The sequence below is a fragment of the Haliscomenobacter sp. genome (assembly GCF_041740695.1).
Classification (GTDB): Bacteria; Bacteroidota; Bacteroidia; order Chitinophagales; family Saprospiraceae; genus Haliscomenobacter.
This window is the reverse complement of the sequence record NZ_JBGSLK010000134.1, coordinates 66,894-87,538: the sequence shown is the minus strand read 5'-3', so window position 1 is coordinate 87,538 and position 20,645 is coordinate 66,894. Positions and strand designations below refer to the sequence as shown.

The 20,645-nt window shown below is 48.1% G+C and carries 11 protein-coding genes; 1 reads left to right on the top strand and 10 read right to left on the bottom strand.

From position 1 onward, the window contains the following. Positions 1–7: 7 nt before the first annotated feature. The 3 genes from ACEW9O_RS26865 to thyA all read right to left on the bottom strand — a co-directional run bounded on the left by ACEW9O_RS26865 (position 8) and on the right by thyA (position 5,935). A complete protein-coding gene (locus ACEW9O_RS26865) occupies positions 8–3,277 on the bottom strand; it encodes a TAT-variant-translocated molybdopterin oxidoreductase (RefSeq protein ID WP_373553318.1) in 3,270 nt (1,089 codons plus the stop codon). 173 nt (positions 3,278–3,450) lie between these two features. Next, positions 3,451–4,875: a c-type cytochrome gene (locus tag ACEW9O_RS26860; RefSeq protein ID WP_373553317.1), complete on the bottom strand. Its 1,425-nt coding sequence runs from the start codon at positions 4,873–4,875 to the stop codon at positions 3,451–3,453. Positions 4,876–5,029: 154 nt separating this feature from the next. Beyond that, a complete protein-coding gene (gene thyA, locus ACEW9O_RS26855; RefSeq protein ID WP_373553316.1) occupies positions 5,030–5,935 on the bottom strand; it encodes a thymidylate synthase in 906 nt (301 codons plus the stop codon). Between the two features lie 235 nt (positions 5,936–6,170). Here thyA and ACEW9O_RS26850 point away from each other — a divergent pair, with 235 nt between their 5' ends. After that, positions 6,171–7,973, top strand: a complete 1,803-nt coding sequence (locus ACEW9O_RS26850) for a UbiD family decarboxylase (protein WP_373553315.1) — start codon at positions 6,171–6,173, stop codon at positions 7,971–7,973. 62 nt (positions 7,974–8,035) lie between these two features. On the opposite strand, the gene ACEW9O_RS26845 is transcribed toward ACEW9O_RS26850, so the two are convergent. The 7 genes from ACEW9O_RS26845 to ACEW9O_RS26815 all read right to left on the bottom strand — a co-directional run bounded on the left by ACEW9O_RS26845 (position 8,036) and on the right by ACEW9O_RS26815 (position 20,645). Further along, complete coding sequence (locus tag ACEW9O_RS26845) at positions 8,036–8,998, bottom strand: Uma2 family endonuclease (protein ID WP_373553314.1); 963 nt, start codon at positions 8,996–8,998, stop codon at positions 8,036–8,038. 164 nt (positions 8,999–9,162) lie between these two features. Further along, positions 9,163–11,400 (bottom strand): sodium-translocating pyrophosphatase, encoded by a 2,238-nt coding sequence (locus ACEW9O_RS26840; RefSeq protein WP_373553313.1) that lies wholly within the window; start codon positions 11,398–11,400, stop codon positions 9,163–9,165. 238 nt (positions 11,401–11,638) lie between these two features. After that, a complete protein-coding gene (locus tag ACEW9O_RS26835) occupies positions 11,639–13,054 on the bottom strand; it encodes an ATP-binding protein (protein ID WP_373553312.1) in 1,416 nt (471 codons plus the stop codon). Positions 13,055–13,074: 20 nt separating this feature from the next. After that, positions 13,075–14,469 carry a DUF4157 domain-containing protein gene (locus ACEW9O_RS26830; RefSeq protein ID WP_373553311.1) on the bottom strand — a complete coding sequence of 465 codons (1,395 nt, stop codon included), beginning with the start codon at positions 14,467–14,469 and terminating at the stop codon, positions 13,075–13,077. Next, positions 14,469–15,005, bottom strand: coding sequence for a hypothetical protein (locus ACEW9O_RS26825; protein WP_373553310.1), 537 nt, complete (start codon positions 15,003–15,005; stop codon positions 14,469–14,471). The genes ACEW9O_RS26830 and ACEW9O_RS26825 overlap by 1 nt, the downstream gene beginning before the upstream one ends. Before the next feature lie 19 nt (positions 15,006–15,024). Beyond that, entirely contained in the window at positions 15,025–19,341 is a 4,317-nt protein-coding gene (locus tag ACEW9O_RS26820) for a DUF4157 domain-containing protein (protein ID WP_373553309.1), read from the bottom strand. Further along, the gene (locus tag ACEW9O_RS26815; RefSeq protein ID WP_373553308.1) at positions 19,335–20,645 is read right to left on the bottom strand and encodes a contractile injection system tape measure protein; all 1,311 of its coding nucleotides are present in this window, start codon (positions 20,643–20,645) and stop codon (positions 19,335–19,337) included. Before ACEW9O_RS26815 ends, ACEW9O_RS26820 begins: the two co-directional genes overlap by 7 nt.

Here is a 20,645-nt window from a genome sequence, read left to right as displayed (position 1 = left end):
TGTAGGTTTATACAGCTTCGTTCCGGTTGACAACCTTAGCCTGGTAGTTTACCGAAGATTGTACGTTGATTTCCTCGAGTGCGAGGTAGTTCAACGGATGCTCCATCCGCTTGCTGACTTCGGCAGTTTTGTCATTGCGGTCACCGAATACGATGGCACCGGTAGGACAAGCCGTTTGGCAAGCAGTTTTAACATCATTTTGATTCAGTTTGCGGCCTTCACGCTTCGCAGTCAGTTTACCTTCCTGGATGCGTTGTACGCAGAAACTACATTTTTCGATTACCCCGCGAGAGCGTACCGTTACGTCTGGGTTCAACACCATACGCATCAGGTTGTCAGCAGTGTAAGGCAGTTCTTCACCGTTGATGTGGTTCTCGTTGATTGGGAAAATATCGGCAGTGGTATAATCCAACCAGTTGAAGCGACGTACTTTATAAGGACAGTTGTTGGCGCAGTAACGGGTACCAATACAACGGTTGTACGACATTTGGTTCAAACCTTCGGAACTGTGGTTGGTGGCGTTTACCGGACAAACGTTTTCACAAGGAGCGTTGTCGCAGTGCTGGCACATCATCGGTTGGTAAACCACGTTTGGCGTTTCGTAATCGCCAAAGAAGTAACGGTCGATGCGCAACCAGCTCATTTCGTGGTGGCGGGATACTTCAAACTTACCTACAACAGGTACGTTGTTTTCCGCCACACAAGCTACCTGACAAGCCCCGCAACCGATACAGGCACTCAGGTCAACGTGCATCGCCCACCATTGTGACTGGCTGTAGCGATCAGCTACAAATTTGTCAAATGGATAGAGGGTTTGATCGTTGAGGTGTTGAGCCTCAGTGCGTTTCTCCTTGATTTTCTCAGCCAGTTCCGGCAACTCTTTGATGTTGCTTTTGTAGATGATCGAACGATCCACAATACCGCCCTGGTAACCAGCACCAAGGGTCATTGAAGTGTGTTCGTCCAGGTTCAGGTCTTTGCCATCGCTGGCTTTGATCTGTTTGCCATCTTTATCTTTGCCAGTCATACCCATACCGTGGTGGTATTGTACACAAGCAAAGTCTTTGTCTTTTCCGACTGATTCAGATACTTTGGCACTTAGTGCATAGTACTGGGTGTTGCCGTCTGAGTCGATGCTCATCATCGGATAAACATTGACACCCACTTTGTCCCCAATTGCGCGGCCCTGGTAACCAGTGCATTCGCGACCATAACCGATGGCCAAACCAACAGTGTCCCACATTTGACCAAACTGGCGTACGGCAGTAGTGGTTACTTTTTGTCCTTTGGCTTCAACTTCAACAAAATCGGCAGAACCGTACATTTCGCGTTGGTTGAGGTCATTCAGGGCTTTGAAGCGGATGCCACCTTCGTACTTGAGTGGAACGGCCAGGTTGTTGCCCCATACCGTACGGGCAACTGGATCGGGCATTTCTTGCAACCAAGGGTTGTTGGCGTATTTGCCATCACCCAAGTTGACTGTTTCAAAAAAAGCGAGTTCCAAACCATCAGCGCCAGGTTTGCGCACTTTTGCAGCAGCAGCAGCTACGTCACCGCCGAAACCGAACTCAGGAACCACCGAGGAAGGTACTTCAAAGATACCATCGTGCAAGGTGCTGTCCCAGAAGCTTTGGAACGTCGCAAAGCGGCTTTGTTTGGTGAAGATGTTGGCTTCCCAGAAAGCCACCAAATAATCGTACATCGGCTGCTCGGAATCCTTGTTCAACTTGTCGCTTTTCGCCCAAGTCAACAAAGTCTCTTCAGACTGACGGGTTTTGAACAAAGGAGCAATCGTGGGTTGGATCAAACTGTAGTGGCCTTGCTTTGGTTCCGCATCACCCCAGCTTTCGAGGTAGTGATTGGTAGGTAACACATAATCACAAAGCAGCACAGTTTCGTTGGGTGCAATCGCAAAAGAAACTTTCAATTTCACTTTGGCAATGGCATCGCGGAATTTATCGCTATTGGGCAGGTCATAAGCAGGATTGACTCCGTCGAAGAAAAATACCGCGTCGACTTGGCCAGCAGCCATATCTCTAACCAGCTTTTGTACATTTTTATCCTGACCCTGGCGTTGGTTGGAAGCATTGGCAAAAGTGATGGTATTGCCATAAGAATCCAACATCGCGTTGATGGAGTTCACTAGGATTTGTTCGCCAGTGTTGTTTGAACCGGAAACCACCAGGGCTTTGCCTTTGGAAGCAACCAGATCCTTCGCAACAGCTTTGAACTTCGCTGCGGTTTCCGCAGGAAGGGATGGTCCAGAAACTCTGGCACCACCCGTCAAGGCAGCAACTTCGTTGTGCAGTGCAACAACGGCAGCTCCTTGATGAGAAGGTTTCACCAAAATCCGGTTATCGGCATTGGAGCCGGTCAAACTCAAGTGCGCCTCCACTTGGTAGTGGCGAGACATCTTGGTTTGTTTTACGTCGGTGATCTTGCGGTTTTGAATGTATTGGGTAGCAAATTCAACTGGAGATACCCAGCTGCCCAAAAAGTCGCACTCAAAACCAACAATGACTTCAGCTTTATCGAAGCTGTAAGCTGGCACTACCGCTTGACCAAAACACTGCTCGTTGGCTTGCAACAAAGCAGAGCTGGAAGCTGGGTCGTAGATGACTACTTCGGTATTGGTGTAAGCTGCCTGGAAATCAGCAATCGCCTGCTTGGTCATTGGGCTTAGAATGGTGGGTGCCACAATGCGAACCCGGCTTCCACTATTCAGTTTTGCCGCAATTTCACGGTCGATTTCCGCGAGCGATGGGCCTTTGCCGAATCTGGCGTCCGCCCGATCTACCTTACCACCTTTTACACGGTAAGGGCCGTCGAAACGGTTAGAGTCGTACAAACTCAACACACTGGCTTGTGCCCGTGCGCTGGTCCCTCCCTTGGTAACGCTGGAAAGACTATTGCCTTCCACTTTGATGGGGCGACCTTCACGGGTCTTCACCAAAATGGCACAATAGTCACCCCCGTTCACAAAGGAAGAGGCATAATAGGTAGCTACCCCGGGTACTATTTCGTCAGGTTTGACGACGTAGGGGATCGCTTTTTTGATTGGAATATCACAGCTGGCAGCAATAGTTGCTGCACCAAGGCCAAAACCGAGGTACTTGAGGAAGTCGCGGCGATTGGCGTTCAGGTCCATCGTTTTGTCGTCAGCCAATTGCTCAGATAATGGCCGCTCGTAAAACTCCTGATTGGTGATCTCGTTGTAAATCGGATCGTTGGCAATTTGATCTGTACCGATCCAGATTTCTTTATTTTGGTTTTTCATCTGAGTTGATGCGTCTGGTTATCCGAAGACCCGCTGGGCGGGTTATATCGCATATGCCTCTGTCTAGGCTTTTCCCGGTCTAACCCACGAATAAATTCGTGGGTTAGACCGGGGTTATACCCTCCCACGGATAAATCCGTGGGGTGGGTCTAGCCCATGACTTTAGTCGTGGGTTAATAATGGCATTTTTGGCATTCCAAACCGCCAATGTCTTCAACGGTTACTTTTTTCCGCGTACCTTCTTGAAGCTCCTTGTGGAATTTCGCGTAGTAGCTATTGTAGTACCCGTTGTCGGCAAACTTGACCTCCGTTTGGCGGTGGCAGTTGATACACCAGCCCATCGACAGGGGCGCATGTTGCTGCAACAAGTCCATGTTTTCCACTTTGCCGTGGCAAGTTTGGCAGGCTACCTGACCTACTGAAACGTGTTGAGCGTGGTTGAAATAAACATGGTCTGGCAAGTTGTGGATGCGCACCCACTCAATTGGACCTTGAATTTTTTTATCGCCAGTTTTGGCATCAGTCAAAGCTTCTTTGATGGCGTCCCATTGCAAACCACCTTCTTTGACGGCCGCATCAGGAGATTTACCACCTTGGATCGCGTTGTCTTCAATCCATGCGGTATAGGTACTCTTGATGTCGTCCTCGGAGAGGTTTTCGTAATTCTCGATGTATTTGTCTGCTCTAGGATCGTAACCGATCGAAGCAAAAATTTTGGTCAATTCCGCAGTACCGTATTTGGAACCTACTTTGATGGCGCGGTGACAGTTCATACAGGTGTTCGCTGCAGGAATAGCAGAGTGTTTGCTCTTACGTGCGCTATCATGGCAGTAGTTACAATCAATTTTGTGTAAACCTGAGTGGGTGGCGTGCGAAAATTTGATCGGCTGATCGGGCTGATAACCTTGCTGGCGGCCCAATGAAATTGCTTGATTCACCGTAGTGTAGCCACCTAAAACAACGGCTGCGAACAAGGCGAAGGCAATGACACTTTTGCTGAGCAGGATTTGCTTCAGGCTTTGGCGTTCAGCAGCTTGACCTTCCTTCACCGCCAACATGTACTTGAGGTTGGACAGGATGCGCGCAAGTACAACTGCAAAAATACCCAGGATACCTGCCAGCAAGATGAACAACATGGTGTTGTTCTTAGGCTTAGCTGGTCCACCGGCAGCAACTCCACCGGCAGCAGCAGCAGCAGCTGGGTCACAAGAGCCATCGTACATACACTGGATATACGCCAGGATGTTCTCGATGTCCTGATCACTCAAGCCGTTGAAGCTATTCATCACGGTTGGTTGCCATTTGGCCCACAGTTCTTTGCCCCGTGGATGGGTGTTGATCATGGATTGAGAGTTGCGGATCCATTTGTACAAATCGGTGCGTGGGTAAGCAGCCCAACGCTCTTCTACACCGCCTAGAGCAGGACCAGTAAGGTCACTCTTCATGTTCTTGTTGTGACAAGAGGCACAATTGTTCTGGAAAACGGTTTTCCCCGCCTTGTCATCGCCCTTTGCCACACCTTGGCCGTACATTGCCATGGTACTGAGCAATAGAGATGCAATGAGCAGTACTCGGCTAGTCAGAGACTTAAATATCATCGTACTTGCGTTTTATAACCTAGTATAACAAGATTGTATAAACTGTCATTTTTCAGTCAGCGCAAAGATATAATTAGCTATATCTTTTTAACAAACTTTTAAGGAAAGACGTAGTTATTTAGATCAACTCTAAATAAATCGGTCTTTCTTGCATTTACACCGATACTTCGGCTTTAATGGCGGGGTATGGGTCGTAGTCGCTGAGCAAAAAATCACGGTATTGAAAATCAAAGATTTCATTAATAGCGGGGTTCAATTTCATTTTTGGGAGGGGTCGTGGTTCGCGGGAAAGTTGGAGTTGGGCTTGCTCGAGGTGATTGAGGTATAAGTGTGCGTCGCCAAATGAATGAATGAATTCACCGGCTTGCAGGCCACATACTTGTGCCATCATCAAAGTGAGCAAGGCATAGGAAGCAATATTGAAAGGAACGCCGAGAAATACATCGGCAGAACGTTGATACAGCTGACAAGAGAGTTTACCATCCGCCACATAAAACTGGAACAGGGCGTGACAGGGGGGTAAACCCGATTTGACCATCACTGGAATGTCTTTAGGATTCCAGGCCGACACCAACAAACGCCGTGAATCAGGGTTGCGGCGGATGTCGTTTACCACTTGTACAATTTGATCCACACCTTCAAAGTTGCGCCATTGTTGACCGTAAACCGGCCCGAGGTTTCCCCATTGGGCCGCAAAATCGTCGTCGGTTTTGATGCGCTCCACGAATGCGCCGAGCTTGTCTTTCCAAGCTGGGCTGTATTTTTCGGTTGCCAATTCAGGATGATGGTTTTGCAACCAAAACTGAAAGGGCCATTCATTCCAAATGCCTACTCCATTTTGTACGAGGTATTGGATATTGGTATCCCCTTTGAGGAACCACAACAACTCGTGGATGATGGATTTGACATGTACTTTTTTCGTGGTGATTAGTGGGAATCCTTGATTGAGGTCAAACCTCATTTGATAACCAAAAACACTGATGGTGCCTGTACCGGTACGGTCATGCTTGCGTACTCCATTTTCCAGGATGTGCTGAAGCAGTCTATGGTACTGCTGCATATCGGTGTTTTTGTTTATTCTTGTTTGGACGGCGAAAGGTAAAAAGGATTAATGAAAAAATGGTCATGCTTTTGCAGGAATTTGCGGCATTGCAATGATTTTTTTCAATATGATTAGGGATTTTAGCCCTTGTTTGACTCCTTTTGTGCTGATTCTGTAATTATTGGGAATACCTCTTGTGCAAAAACTCTTCCTGCTTATTTTTGTTGCTTGCACAGACATAAACGAATCAACAATGAGTTACTCCAGCCTGCGCGCTTGTGTGAATGATCTGGAAAAACACGGCCAGCTACTCCGCATCAAAAAAGAAGTAGATCCCAATCTTGAAATGGCAGAAATCCACCGCCGCATTTTTGACGAAGGTGGCCCAGCGATTTTATTTGAAAAAGTAAAAGGCAGTCCTTTTCAGGCAGTGAGTAATATATATGGTACCTACGACAGGACAGACTTCATTTTCAGGCATACGCTGGAAAAAGTCAAACGGGTGATTGAGCTAAAAGCCGATCCGGCCAATTTTTTCAAAAACCCTGGTCGTTATCTAGGAGCACCTTTCACCGCCTTGAGCGCCCTGCCCATGCGCAGTATCGGCAAGGGGCCGGTTCAATGGGGCGAAACCACGATCGATCAGTTGCCTTTGATCAAATCCTGGCCGATGGACGGTGGGGCATTTGTGACCATGCCCCAGGTGTTCAGCCTACCTCCCGGTTCCAAAAACATCATGCAATCCAACCTGGGCATGTACCGCATCCAACTGGACGGCAATGACTATGTCACCAACAAGGAAATCGGCCTGCATTATCAATTGCACCGGGGCATTGGGGTGCACCACACCTTGTACAATGAGACCGAGGAAGATTTTAAGTGCTCCGTTTTTATCGGTGGGCCACCCTCGCACGCTTTTTCAGCGATTATGCCCTTACCTGAGGGTTTGTCGGAATTGACCTTTGCGGGGATGCTGGCTGGTCGGCGTTTTCGCTATACCTGGCAGGATGGGTATGTGCTGTCCAGTGATGCTGATTTTGTGATTACTGGAACGATACGGAAGGGGGAGAAAAAACCGGAAGGGCCATTTGGCGACCACCTGGGTTATTACAGTCTGACCCACGATTTTCCGGTGATGGATGTGCACAAAGTGTACCACCGCAAGGATGCGTTGTGGCATTTCAGCGTGGTAGGTCGCCCGCCGATGGAGGACAGCAGTTTTGGCTACCTGATCCATAAAATTGTCAAACTGCTTACCCCTCAGGAATTCCCGGGCATCAAACAGATTCACGCGGTGGATGCAGCGGGGGTACACCCCTTGTTGCTGGCCATTGGGCAGGAGCGTTACATGCCCTTCCGCGAGCGGGTGCCGGAGGAGATTTTGACCCAGGCCAATCACATTTTGGGTTCGGGGCAAACCAGTTTGGCCAAATTCCTAGTGATTGCTGCGGCAGATGATGATCCGAATTTGGATTGCCACGATATTGCGGACTTTTTCCGGCATGTGCTGGAGCGCATCGACTGGACACGGGATTTGCATTTTTATACCAAAACCACGATCGATACCCTGGATTATTCGGGTTCAGGCTGGAATGCGGGCTCAAAAGTGGTGATGGCTTGTCGAGGGGAGAAACGCCGGGACTTGGCCACTACCCTACCCTCGTTGGCTTTTAATTTGCCGACTGGTTTTGGTGGGCCGCAGGTGGCTTTGCCGGGGGTATTGGCGATTAGCGGGCCGGCGTTTAGCAGCAATGAATCGTATGCAGATGTTCAGGTGCTGGCCGAAGCTTTAAAGGGGCAGGCTGAGCTGGAAGGATTCCCCTTGATTGTACTGTGTGATGATCCGCAGTTTTTGGCGGCTACTTTGAATAATTTCGTGTGGGTTACGTTCACCCGCGCCAATCCTTCGCACGATGTACATGGAGTAGATGCTTTTGTGGAGCATAAACATTGGGGCTGTCGGGGGCCGCTGATCGTGGATGCGCGGAAGAAGCCGCACCATGCGCCGGAGTTGGTGGCGCCGGAGTTTGGATGGGAGTTGGGGGATTGGAAGTAATGTTTTAGGGATTGACGTTTACTAAACTTTAAAAGTTTAGTAAACGTCAATCCCTAAAACATTCACCGCTCGGTATATCTTTGCACTTCTTCCATTGAAAGGTTGAGGGCTTCGGCAATCAGGGTGATGCTCAATCCTGCTTGCAGGAGTTTTTGAAAAGCTCTCTGTTTTTCCATTTCAGCTTTCTGTTCAACTATCGCAATTTTCTCTTCGGCCATTTCAGCTTTTTGCTCCGCCACCTCAGCCTTTTGCTCTGCCACTCCGGCTTTTTGCTCCGCCACCTCAGCCTTTTGCTTTTCTAAGGCTGCTTTTTGCTCAGCATTGGCAATCTTTTTTTTAGCTTCATCAATGTTCTCCTGAGTCCATTTGGTTTGTAGCTGGAGTTCCCTGAGTTTGCGCTGCTCTTTGGCTAGAAAGGCCCAATTTTTTTGGAATTCTCCGACAGCTTGTTTTTTGAACTCGCGCAATTCGTGGTAAGACAAAAACGGATCACCATCTGGCTGAAAAATGTTTAAGGTCACCTCATTCCACTCAAATTTCACTTTTAAACGAGGACTAACCCATTCACCCAGATTTGGATATTTAACCAATTGCTCACCGGAGCGGATGTAGCATTGAAAAATATTTCGCTGAGGATCGTATGTGTAATATTCTTGTATCCCATATTTTTGGTAAAAAGCCAGTTTGTTCTCCATCTCTTTTTTGCGGTTACCGGGAGAGATGATTTCAAAAACCACTTGAGGGGCAATGCCCTCTTCAACAAACTGAATATAGGATCCACGGTGGCCTTTGGGGCGGCCAAAAGCGACCATCACATCGGGGGCGACATTGATTTCGGGATGGCCTTCTACGGGATACCACAACAAGTCTGCGGCAACAAATACATCTTGTATTTCATCATAACAGGCCTCTAAACCAAACTTGAGCAATACGATCCACTCCAGTTGCAAAGTGTTCTCCGCCATAGGTTTTCCGTCGCTATCCGGATAAATTTTTCGCAATTCCTCTGCTGAAGGCGTTTTCATGAAAAAGCTTTTTCCGGCAAGTTAATTGTAATTTTATTTTACAGCAATAGCAAAAATAAATTTTATTTTAAAAATTACAAAACTTTTTATTTTAAAAATTCACAAAAAAAACTCCTGCCCACACTCGTGTGAACAGGAGTTTTTTTGATCTATCCTATCTCAGACTAGAACACTTCCGCTGGAGCATCTTTCTCCAACTTCGATTCCAGTTTGATTTCTTTTTTCTCTTGTTTTTGACCAACTTCTTCCTTTTTGGCAGCGTACTGCTCGCCGAGAATCGGAGCAATGGCCAAACCAACCAGACAGGTCAATTTGATGAGAATGTTCATGGATGGGCCAGAAGTATCTTTGAAAGGGTCACCCACTGTGTCACCAATAACGGCAGCTTTGTGTGGTTCAGAACCTTTGTAGTACATTTGACCGTCAATTTCTACTCCTTTTTCGAATGACTTCTTGGCGTTGTCCCAGGCACCACCAGCATTGGACTGGAAGATTGCCCACATCACCCCTGATACGGTTACACCAGCCATATAGCCACCCAATGCTTCTGGTCCCAACAAGAAACCAATCACAATTGGAGTAACGATGGTAATCAGGCCAGGAATGGTCATCTCGCGGATGGCGGCTTTGGTCGAGATGTCTACACAACGGCCATAATCAGGCTTACCCGTTCCTTCCAGGATGCCTGGAATCTCGCGGAACTGACGACGTACTTCCTGCACCATCGACATGGCTGCACGGCCTACCGCACGCATGGCAAATGCAGAGAATACCACCGGAATCATCCCACCGACAAACAAGGCGGAGAGTACGTCAGCTTTGAAGATGTTGATCCCATCAATTTTGGTGAAGGTCACATAAGCGGCAAACAAACCCAAGGCAGTCAAAGCCGCTGAAGCAATCGCAAAACCTTTACCGATGGCCGCAGTGGTATTGCCTACTGCATCCAGGATGTCGGTGCGCTCACGTACTTCTTTGGGCAATTCGCTCATTTCGGCGATACCACCAGCGTTGTCCGCAATCGGTCCGAAAGCATCAATCGCCAACTGCATAGCCGTAGTGGCCATCATACCGGAAGCAGCCATGGCTACACCGTAAAAACCAGCCAGTGAATAAGTCACAAAGATGGCAATGGCAAACAGGATGACGGGCAATGCCGTAGACAACATCCCTTGTGCCAAACCTTCAATGATGTTCGTTGCCGGGCCAGTGGAAGAACGTTGGATGATGTCATTCACAGGTTTTTTACCCATGGCCGTATAATATTCGGTAATGATCGAAATCAAACCACCCACGATCAAACCGACTAAAACCGCGTAGAAAACGTAGAGAGAAGGGACCGTTTTGATGCCTTCGCCAAAATAGTTGATGTTCAAATCGGTAGGCAACATCCAGGTGATGACTGGATAAGCGACCACCCCAGTCAGGATGATTGAACCCCAGTTGCCGCGGTTGAGTGCATTTTGAACGGTTTGAGAAGAAGCATTGCCTTCCCCAACCCGAACCAATAAGCTGCCAATGATGGACAAAACAATGCCCAATCCGGCGATCAACATGGGAAGCAGGATTGGTCCGATTCCACCAAAAGCATCGTTGGCTACGGAAGGGTTATCCTGGATCAGGTAGTTGCCCAAAACCATCGCCGCCAATACCGTGGCTACATAAGAGCCAAAAAGGTCGGCGCCCATGCCCGCTACGTCACCTACGTTGTCACCTACGTTGTCGGCGATGGTGGCCGGGTTGCGGGGATCGTCTTCGGGAATACCTGCTTCTACTTTTCCTACCAGGTCGGCACCTACGTCGGCAGCTTTGGTGTAAATACCACCACCTACGCGTGCAAACAAGGCGATGGATTCAGCGCCAAGTGAGAAACCAGCCAATACTTCTAATACCCGCTCCATGTCATTCACGCCGCTCATCTGGCCACCCATGAAGAAGTTGTAGAAGAAAATGAAAAACATACTCAACCCAAATACAGCTAAACCGGCAACACCCATCCCCATTACGGTACCTCCCGTAAAGGAGACTTTGAGGGCTTGTGCCAAACTGGTTTTAGCGGCCTGAGTGGTGCGTACGTTGGCCTTAGTCGCAATACGCATCCCAAAAAAACCAGCGAGGGCCGAGAAGCTTGCGCCAAAGATAAAGGCTACAAAAATCAACCAATGGGAGTTTTCAACCATTTGGGATTGGATCACCAGTAAGATACTGGCAATGACTGCAAAAATAGCCAGGCGGCTATATTCAGCTTTCAAAAAAGCCATTGCTCCGTCGGCAATTGCAGCCGAAATTTCCTGCATTTTATCTCCACCAGCATCTTGCTTGGTTACCCAAGAGGATAAATAAGCCATGTACAGCAAAGCCAAAATACCAAAACCTGGTAGTAGGTACACTAAGGATTCCATAGAAGTGTGCGATACTTTTGCGTGTTAAAATGTAAAACACTTAGCAGTTTAGAGCAGCTAAATGAATACGATAATTTCAGAATCGCGCAAAGGTAGACTGAAAATTGTAACTTTTATAGTATGGGTTGGGAATTATTGAGGTGGGGAGATATGTTCAGGTGTGGCAATTTGGTTTCTGATCCTCTTTTCGGGGGATAAGCTGCCTCCTTTTCAATGGTTTTTGGGAATATTGGTGGTACTACAAGGTCCTGCCCTCTTTTGCAAACTCCCGGTGCAAACCTTCCATTAAATCAGTATGCGTAATGGCTCGACTTTCAGACAAAGCTTTTAGTGCCGACATTTGTAAGATATTGACAATCGCTGCACCACTTATTTCGTATTGCTGCGCCAGTTGGTCAATATTCAAGTCAGGCGCCAAGGCTGGGTGAATCGGAAGAGCATTGCGCCATAACAATTTGCGCTCCCTCACGTCTGGCATCGCAAAACTCACCACCCCTTGAAAACGACGCATAAAAGCTTGGTCAAGGTTGCTTTTAAAGTTGGTTGCCAAAATGACTAGACCATCGTGGTCTTCCACTTTTTGCAACAGATAGGAAACTTCTTGATTGGCAAAGCGATCGTGCGAAGATTGGACATTGGTGCGTTTGCCGAACAAGGCATCCGCTTCATCAAAAAACAAAATCCAATTTTTGTGGGTCGCCTTATCAAAGATGTATTGTAAATTTTTTTCCGTTTCGCCGATGTATTTGGATACAATCATGGAAAGGTCGATGCGGTAAACATCCAGATCGAACAATTTTCCCAACAATGCAGCAGTGAGGGTTTTGCCCGTACCTGGAGGCCCATGAAACAATGCCCGAAAGCCCGGTTTGGTGCGTTTACCCAATTTGGGATCCGCATCAAGATTGTCGTGATGATCCAACCAATATTTGATCATCGATAATTCCCGGTGGGTAGCTGGTGCTAAAATGAGGTCATCCCAGTCCATGTCCGTAGTGAGCAGAGCCGCCGGGAATTGACCACTGTAGGCCGGTCTCCAGCGGTTTCCGGTGATGAACTCCGTCATTTTTTCGGGGGCCAGTAATAGACGGGCACTCATTTCAGGTTCAAGATCTTTGCTGCCATCAAAACTCACCAAACCTGTGGCAAAAGGGAAACATTCCTTACTGTTGAACCAATGCATCAATTGGAAGCGATGATCCAGGTTCATCCCGGCCAGCACAAAAAGTACGGTCTCACCAGTAGGCATGATGCCCCGGTAATTTTGTCCACGCACTCCTCCAAAGTCTGGGAAGTCGCCTCCCTTGGGCAAGTGGTTTCTGATCAAATCGCTGAACAAATCGGGATGCGCATGGGGGGCCAAGGCCAGCAAAAGGAGGATAAATTCCTCAACGCTGAGTTTGTGGTCAATCACATATCGAGCAAAAACCGAACCATCGTCTACAAATGAGTATTCGGGTTGGACAAAAGTATCCGTTTTGCCAAAATGGTGATTGAGGCGGGCGTGGATGATGTTTTGAAGAAAAATAAGAGATTTGGCCAGCGCTGACGCTCCTTCCATCGCATTAATTCTTTCAATAGGAAGGGGAGTCCCTTCTTCTATTTCTTTTCCACTCGAAAAAAGACGACTGAAGATGTTTTCTTGATTTTTCATAAACGATCCTGATAAATAATTCAAGGGGTGCAAAATGACGCAGAAGAACCTACACAATCTACTTCTTGCACTTGGGCTTCTTGAAGCCGTTGGTTGTAATCCCTCATTTCTTGGTTAAATCGGGTAATAGCTGCTTGGTATTCAGCCCTGGTCATCCCCTCGGCTCCGGTAAATTGGGGCAAGGGATTATTGCGTGTAAATTCCATCGCCAGGGTTCCATGGCTTCCTTCATGAAAACGTAAAGAAACGTTGCCATCAGCCTGATCACCAGGGGTAGTACCTCTACCATATCCAGAAGGGTTCTGTGTATCAACACCACGACGATAAGTAGTGCCAATGGACATGGAAATTCTTACTGAACCCCGAATACCTGAAACTGTTGGCGAAAAACTTGCACTAGGTGTAGTCCAGCGTAAACGAACATTGGTAACTCCACTCGATCCTCGGGGGACTCTTCCTCTTCGGTCAGGATTAATGGCCACATTTACCCCGCCTACTGTTCCTGCAGCACGAGTGGCTCTTCCTCGGCGATTGCGGGTTACCGCAAAATCTTCAGGAACTGGGGTTGACATTTCTTCAACATCTTGACGTTGAATAGTTGGGGTAGGTGCTACTGCACCCTGCTGCACCACATGGGTCAGCTCGTGCGCCAAGAGCCGTTTGCCATCTTGGCTTTCAGGGTTGTACTTCCCTTGGTTGAAGTAAATGTCATTGCCGTGGGTGAAGGCCTGAGCGCTGATTTCTTCGCTCAACTGCTCGGCCTGGCTATCGGTGTGGATGCGCACCCCGCTAAAGTCCTGGCCAAATGCGGTGGACATTTCGTTGAGGGTACCTTTGCTCAGTCCACTGCCTTGCCCTTTGCTGTGGTTCAGGTTGGCCGCAAATCCGGAGGGGGCAGTTCCGCCCCCATTGCCCGAAGTTTGAGCCTGTACTTTTTCTTCTTCGGGTTTGCGCTTGACCTCTTCTTCTTTTTTTTGGACGGCTGGTTCTTCTTCCGGTTTGCGCTGCACCTCTTCTTGTTCTTTCCGCTGGGGTTCTTCGGGTTTGTCCATTTTTTGGATGGGCTTTTCCTCTTCGGGTTGAGCCATTTTTTGGACTTCCTCGGGTTGGCTTGCCTTTTGAATGTCTTCTTTGCCCTGGCGTTGGGCAGCCTTTGGTGCTGGAGTGGCGATACTTTGTGTCGGTGGTCCACTATTGACTACCTGTTCGGCCATCGCATCGGCTTGTTTTTCGTATACATCGCCGGGTTGGTTCACCTGGAGTTTGGGCTGTACTTTGCCGCTGGCTGGACCAAAAAAAGTAGTATTGTTGATTTCAATACTCGATTCAGGGTTGGCATTTTGGAAAAAAGCCGGCCGGCTGGTGTTCCCCTTGGGGCCTCGGCGCTTGCGCCGAAATTGTCGTTGCTTGGCCATTAGCGGTTGTTTTGTGGGTTGGCGAATAGTTTGCTCAGTTCACTCGGTAGCGGGTACAGGGTAGAGAGTTGCAGGTCGCGGCGCATGGAAAGTAGTAGTTCTTCATACGTTTTTTGGGCCGCTTGCGGGCCTTCTTGGGCTGCTTGATCCAGTAGCCGGTTCAGGTTTCGGAGCACTTCGGCAGAAGCGACGAGGGCCATGCTGCTTTTGAGTTCGTCGGCTTGTAAATGTAAGGTAGCGATTTTATCCACGTCTTGCAGGTTTTTTAAGGACTGCCAGATGACGATGAAGTTTTCGTAAAGGTCGAGGCGGCGGTGGATGATTTCTTTAAATGTACAGCTCCGGCCATTGCTGCGGATGGCGGCGGCGAGGATTAGGGCTGTGGCAATGGCTATGAAGCTAACGATGAGCAAGGTTGCCCATAGATCAGGGGGCAGCACCTGTACCTGCTGGATGAGTAGGTGGTAGCTGTGGATGGCTGCCCATGTGAGGGCGGCGAGGAGTGCCAAAAAAGCAATAACAAAAATTGCTCTCATAGATTGTTCGGTTTTTAATTTATACTTCATCTGGCCCTGTAAAGTTTTCCTTAGTTATATTGTTATAATTATCATTACGCGCACCTAATGAGCTATTAAGTTCTGTGGAAATTATCTTTAGATTACCACTTGAATAATTATTATACCAGTTTTGACGGAAATTCTGATTTTGGTTATTTCCGTCTTGGTTCCAATGAGTTGCAACAGGAGTAGTGTGGTCAATAGAAGCACGAGTTGGCAATATTAACTTTAGCCTTCTACCATCTTTATCATCAAATTCGTTAGGATTGGTTTCAATATCATTATATTCACTTATAAAATAGACAATACCATTCTTAATGTGCTTTAAGTCAGTATTTAGCCTTGCTTGTTTCCATCTTAATGTGTCTGCAAACCAGCTTCCATATAGTACTTGGCGAATAGCTTCTCCTAGTCTCTTTCCTCTGAACCTCGAATGGTTTAATTCTAATTCATAATTTGGTTTTACGAATCTTGATCTAGGTCGATTTGCGGGGGCTTTTCTCCATGTACGTTCATTTTCCTCGTAAGGGAAAAACATGTTGCTTTCACTTAGGCTTTGAGAGCTAGCCCTAAATCCAAACCTTCCTCTATCTATAACTCTAACATCTGTAACTTGATAATAACGATCTGTATTAATTACAAATACTTGATCTTGTACAGAGACATCCGTTGCACCACCAAAAGCCTCACTAAATGTGTCTAACATGTATGAGCTCATTGTTTCAATTTTTTCTTCAAGTTCGTCAAGGCCGTCTTCTAGAATTCTTTGTTTTTCTGAAGCATTTCGAGAATTATTGTGTTCCCCAATAATCTCCCTCCTTCTCAGTCTTATTTCTTCTATCTTTCTATCTAATTGTTCGAGAGCTTCAGGTTGATTTTGACGTGCTAAGTGCCCTCCTTGACCATTGTATCCTTCGATATAGTGTCTTTTTAATTCCACCAATTGACTCATCACTGGCAGAGGGGTTGAGCTGGCCATAAAAAATTCAATATTCCCGCTCATTTCAACACTTATTGAGTGAGATTCATTGGCAAATCTCAATGGTTTCTGTATCCTACCTTCTTGTACATCAGAGGATTGAGCCTCATCTCCCCCTCTCCCCATCAACCGATCCATCAACCTCCGCCCCATCGTCACCGCTTTATTCACCAACCAGGTCAAGCCCTGATCCACCATTTCCCGCACTCGACCCACCATGTCGCCAATCCGGGCACCCAAGCCGCGCAATGGAACCTGATTGGCCAAAAAGCCAATCACTACAGGTACAGAGCGAGCCATAGTTCCCTCCAAATAATTAGCCGCAGTGGCGAGGCTACCACGGGCAATTTCTGCAATGCCACCTACGAAGGAGTTGATGACCTCCAGGATTTCACGCAAACGTTCAATGAAAGATTTTACAGCCTGATAAAAGGCCATTGCTCCATTGATGATCGCCATGATTCCGGTGGGGTCTAACATGGTAATTAGTCTCCTCATGATGCCATTTACAACCTGTTCCATCACCCAATTTTGTACCGACTCCAATACGGTATTCCACAGATTGGCCAGTTGCTCTTGTATGTGTCGCCAAATCGCGCTTATCCCTTCTCGTTGGATGTCCTGAATGAAAGCCCAGGCTCCTTCCACTGCACCACTAGCCGTTTCGATGAATTGACGCACCCGGGCTACCCGCTCAGGGCCGATTTGAGGATGTTCAGCCAGTTTTTGCCAAATGCGCTCCATGCTGATGTTCAATACCTCGAAGACAAAACCAACAATCGAGCGTAGACTAAAATCTTGAGGAGGAGTAATCCCCGCTTGCTGCAATTCAGCGAATAGCCAGCCGCTCAGGCCATTGAGCAAGTGGGTGCCAATGTTGCCAAAAAATTGTTGCAGGCCAAGCTTCATGGCCCCAAGCAAGTTTTTCAAAAAACCTAGTGGATCGCGCTGGATGTCTTCAATAGCGGCCATCGCCCGTTGAATAATTTGGGCAATCAGTTCTGAGGGGAATTGCATCAGTTCCAAGACGATCTCAACAACCTTTTTGATCACTTCCACAATGAAGGTCAATACCCGCTGGATGGGGTCGCGGAATTTGGTGATCACTCGCTCAAAGGCATCCAAAGGATGAATCAAATCTTGAATGGTCAAAGAATTCCAGATTCCCACGAACAAATCGATGACCATTTGCAAAGTAATCCCCGTACGGGCAATCAAACCTTCGAGCCAAGCAGCCATCCGTCCAATGGCCCCACTTTGCTCAATTTCCTGGAATTTTTCGGGGCCAGCCACCAGTTCTACGAAACCTGAGAGGATGTTCCGGGCATTGCGTTCAACTACCTGATCAGTAACGGGGTCTTTACCCAGTAATACCGTCATCAGGTGGTACCCACGGATGCCATTGGCATGGGTGCGCAACCAATTCAGAAGAGAGTCTTTTATGAATTGTAATACGGTAATTGCAACATTGCTGGCGAAAGTAAATACCCGTTGGACGAAGCTGGTAAAGGCCGTGATGATTTCCTCTAATTTCCCAACAATGTCGCTCAATGTCTCTAAAGAAAACAAAGCCCAGATTCGTTGAAAAATTCCACCCAACTCGTCTATTAAGGACATGAATTGTCCCATTTGTTCATCAATCCAATCGGCAGTTTTTTGCAAAGTTCCTCTTTCGCGCATTTGCTCCAGCTCATCGTTGGCGTTGATCATGCGCAGAAAATCTTCGAGAATTTCCACCGTTGTAGCCGGAACTTCTTCACCAGTAAGGGGATCGCGATGCAAAATTTTGGTCAATAAACGGTATGCAGGCAATCGATCAATGGCCATGGCTTTGAGTACACTGACTAAGGCATCTTTCAGCAGCTGAATGACCTGATCTACGGTATTGCTAGCAAAGGTTCTAATGTCATCAACAAGCGGGTTAAAATGCCGATACAACAATCCTGGAACGTTCAATACGGGCATCTCGTCCCAAGCAGCCTGAATAATCTCCCGAATTCGGGACATGTTGATGTTAAGCGTCCGCAGTTGGCCTCGCAACCAGGTAAAAGCATCCTGAATTATCTGGTATTCAGCTAATTTATCGTAGACGAGGTGGCCCAATGTGCCGAGCAAGCCAAAAATTCCTCTGACCAGGTTTTCCGCAGTCATCGGTACACTCTGACCAGTGAAAATGTCCTGGCCAATCAATACCTTTAATAATGAATACCCAGGAATATGATCAGAAAAACCTGAAAGCCAACTCAATGCATCATCAAACCATGATGCCTGCACATCTGGAGTACTGGCTTCACTCCGTTTCACCGCCGCTCCCTGCTGTACCGTATGTGTCAACTCATGGGCCAGCAGGAAACGTCCACTTTGGGTTTCCGGCTGGTAATTGCCCTCATTAAAAAAGACGTGGTTTTGATAAGTAAAAGCTTTGGCACCAATTTCGTTGCTCAAGGACGCCGCGCTGGGACCAGTGTGGATTTGTACCCGGCTAAAGTCGGCATTGAAGGCGCTTTCCATGCCTTGCTGAACAGGTGCTCCCAGCGCGGATCCGCCGCTCAGACTGGACTGCAATCGCCCGGCAAAACCAGTGGTGGTTTGTAAGCCGCCACTCGGCGCACGTTGCAAGCCCGGGGTTCTTTGCACCATTTTGCCCTGCACATCTGCGGGTTCATCCTCTTCCTGGCGGCGGATGCTGCTGCCCGTATCGCTGGGCACAATGCCTTCGCCGCTCGAAAACTGGGTATCGGGCATCCGCATCACCCATTCGCCCATTTGGTCGGCTTCTTGTTCGTAGCGATCATTGGGGGCACCTACTTTCAGGCTGGCCTGGACGCCGTTGGGCACGGCGGAAGTGGGTATTTCAGCGGGCTGAATGGACTCGGCCGCGCATTCCGCACTTGCAGCTTGCAGTTGGGGTTTTTCCTGAACCTCCTCAGGCTGGCGTTGAAACTCAACATCTTCCTCTTCGGGGCTGCGTTGGAGGGTGGTCTGTATGGTAGGTTCGGCCTCTTCCGGGGCGCAATCTGCACATTTGTTTTGGATTTCAGGCTCCTGGGCTGCTCGTTGCACCGCTTCCTCTACTCCAGTTTCTGACTGGCGCTGAATGTCGTCGGATGCTTCGACTCGTTGAATTGCTGGAATGAACTGGGCCTGTACTTCTCCTTCCGACTCGCATGTTGCACATTTGGATTGGACACCTTTAAAAAAACTACCTTCTGCTGAAAAAAAACTGGAACTGGCATGATCTGCCTGGGCGCGTTTGCTTTGTACTTCTTCTTGTTTGCGAAAAAGTTTCCCAGACTTGCGCCCGGTTTCAACCGTTGCCGTCGTGCCTTTTACCATTCTACATACAGTATCTGTTGCATCCAGGGCAATTTAACCATGCTGTAGCCCCAGCCTGGCGGGAGGCGATCCAATAGTACATCCAGGGTTTTGCGTTCAATGTACAGCTGCCAGCCTCCGTCGGGCCCCTGGATGAGTTTCCCTTCGCGTTGCAAAAAGGTGTGGCGCAAGTTTTCAATGGAAGTTTTTTTCAAAGCTGTCCATTGCGCTATGACGGCGAGGAGTAAATTTTCTGCCTCCTGGCGTGCCTCAGTGGGGAGCGGTTCAAGCAGTAGTAAAGCCTCTTCCAGCGGCCAGTTGCAGAGGATTTTGTTCAGGAGTAAATCTTCTTCGCTGGTTTCGCTTTCTCCAGTGGCCATAAATTGCAGGAGTGCAATGGCTTGTTGTTGCATTTGGGTGTCGACAAAGTTTTTGCCCGTCACCCAGTTCAGGTTGCGAAACAAGGTTGCCAAAAATGGTGCCAGCAAAACCAAACCTGCGTTTTGAATCCAGATGCCTTCGGCTGGCCATTCCTGGCTAATAGCCGATTCAGACGTGGAGGGTTGAGGCAATGGCGCATCGCTTTGAACCCGAGCTAAGGCATCCACCAATTGCTGGAAGTTTATTTCTGGAGGAAGTGTTGGTTCGGACGCTACCAATTGTAGCAAAACAGACACCCCAAATTCGAGCTGTTGCAGGGCGTGCAAATGGTGAAAAGTGGCTTCCAATTGAGTCAACAAAGGGCCAGGTTTCAAGGCTTTGCTGCTGGAGGGATCAAGTTGTTTTTGTAAAAAAGTCAAGGTATTTGGAGTTCCCAAGCAAACAAACATTCGCCGCCAAAAACGGGCTTCAGCTTTGCTTTCTTTCCACAAAAACTGAAAGAAGACCGTATCGGTTTGTTGTAGCAAGGTTTTTACCCGTTCGCGGATAGCCACTGCGCTGGAAGCCTGCGCGTACCAAGGCAAAATGCCCCAATGCAGATAGTAACAGAGGATGGCATCGAGGTTTTGAGCCGCAGCCAGCATTTCTGCTGAGGTCTCCAGCTGATGGGTTTGTTTCAAACGCAACTCTCGTAAGGCCAGTTGTAAGGATTGTATAAAATTGAATTGAAAGCTCTTTTCACTCGAAAAATCCACTTGGAGTTCCAAATGATCGATGCGCCAGATTTGTTCAGTTGGGGCAAATTGATCCAAAACAGCCTCTAATGCTTGCCGAAAATCCCGCCTCTGCACCAAAGTACTCAATTGCACTTGGCGTTCCCAGGCACCCTTATGAGCGGGGAGCGCTACATGGACTTGGAGGCGTTGGATGTGGTGATCGGCCAT